Genomic DNA, 1,538 nt, shown 5'->3' on the forward strand with positions numbered 1-1,538 from the left:
GTGATAACCTCCGACACGGACGCCTCCTTCAGTGGTGTTCAACACCTCCACTATGGCACATCGATGCCGTCGGGGGGCGTCCACCCCATCAGCTTCGGTCAGCGCCTTGCGGGCGGTCTGGGTCACTTGAACTTGTGTCATGGATTTACCTTTCATTTGTTTCGATATTTTTGGGGATTGCAGGCGCGGAAATCCGCCGCCCTGCGTGGCAGGGGTGTCAGGCAACGAGGTTGAGGGCGGTGGCGTCGGTCTGGGGATATTCGATCAGATCGACAAACCGCCCACTCGAAGCGTCGTAAGCCTCGATCAATCCTTCGCCGATATCATAGACCCAACCGTGAAGGCGGACACGTCCTTCGGAGAGCGCGAGCGCGACGGACGGATGAGTGCGAAGATTTGCGAGCTGGGCGATGACGTTTTCGCGCACCATGCCGGCAACTTTCCCGGACTTGCAGCTATGGACATGTGCGTCGTTGATCGCCTTTGCAGCGTCCGCGTGGTGCAGCCAGCTCGAAACAGCCGGCAAGGTGCTGAGGTCAACCCCGTTGGCAATGGCCGTCATCGCGCCGCAGTCGGAGTGACCGCATACGACAATATCGGCTACGCCCAGGACCGCGACAGCATACTCAACAGTCGCAGAAACGCCGCCGTGATGAGGGCCGAAAGAGGGGATGATGTTACCCGCATTGCGAATAACAAACATGTCCCCCGGCTCGCTCTGAGTGATAAACTCAGGAACAACCCTGCTATCGGAACACGTAACAAACAGTGTGCCCGGCTCCTGCTTTGTCGCGAGTTCTTGAAAAAGTGGGATACGTTCGGGATATTCTCCATCCCTGAACCGCTTGAAGCCTTCGATGAGCCTCTGCATTGTGTCGATCTCCATGCTTGATGCGGCAGGTATCGACTTTCGGCTTATAATTGTCCAAGACCGGTTGGAGATGGTCTCTATAAGCAGGCGTTATACTGATGCTCCTCCGGCACCTTCGTTACCTCTCGGCGGTCGTGGAACATGGCAGCTTCACCCGCGCCGCGCAGGCGCTTCATGTATCCCAACCTGCGCTATCGCAGCAGATAAGGCAGTTGGAACAGGAACTGGGCGTACAACTGCTCGACCGTACAGGGAAAGCCGTTCGTGCAACGGATGCCGGCGCAACATATCTAAGCCATGTTCACCGCGCCTTTCGTGAGATCGACGCGGCGGGCCGCGCCGCGCGTGACGTCAATGACCTAAGCTCCGGCATGCTGCGGCTTGGATTTACCCCCAGCTTCAGCGGCTATCTGATTGCGCCACTTGCCCGGCGCTTCCGTGAGAAATATCCAAGGATACTTCTCGATCTGACCGCCTTGTCTCAAGACGAAATCGAGACCAATCTCGCCGATGACAGCCTCGATTGCGCCATCGCCTTCTGGGCGTCGAGCGTTACCGGCATCGCTGCACAACCGTAAGCGCGCATTTCACAGCACGCGGATTACGCTAACAGGGCGGCGATCATAAATGGCGCAAGGGAGCGTGGCGCGGAACGAAGGTGCCGGTT

2 protein-coding genes are annotated in these 1,538 nt (G+C 57.9%); one reads left to right on the top strand and one right to left on the bottom strand.

The features are described 5' to 3' along the window. Positions 1-217: 217 nt before the first annotated feature. Positions 218-886, bottom strand: coding sequence for a carbonic anhydrase (locus FHW96_RS25870; RefSeq protein ID WP_305849714.1), 669 nt, complete (start codon positions 884-886; stop codon positions 218-220). A gap of 83 nt (positions 887-969) precedes the next feature. Between FHW96_RS25870 and FHW96_RS25875 the strand changes: the two genes are divergently transcribed. Next, on the top strand, positions 970-1,449 hold the full coding sequence (locus tag FHW96_RS25875; protein ID WP_253951276.1) for a LysR family transcriptional regulator: 480 nt from the start codon (positions 970-972) through the stop codon (positions 1,447-1,449). Positions 1,450-1,538 lie beyond the last annotated feature (89 nt).

This window comes from Novosphingobium sp. SG751A, from assembly GCF_013149295.1.
Taxonomy (GTDB): domain Bacteria; phylum Pseudomonadota; class Alphaproteobacteria; order Sphingomonadales; family Sphingomonadaceae; genus Novosphingobium.

Excerpts from the sequence above, each read along its gene's own strand:
- FHW96_RS25870 (WP_305849714.1), bottom strand. The coding sequence starts at position 886 with ATGGAGATCGACACAATGCAGAGGCTCATCGAAGGCTTCAAGCGGTTC.
- FHW96_RS25875 (WP_253951276.1), top strand. The coding sequence starts at position 970 with ATGCTCCTCCGGCACCTTCGTTACCTCTCGGCGGTCGTGGAACATGGC.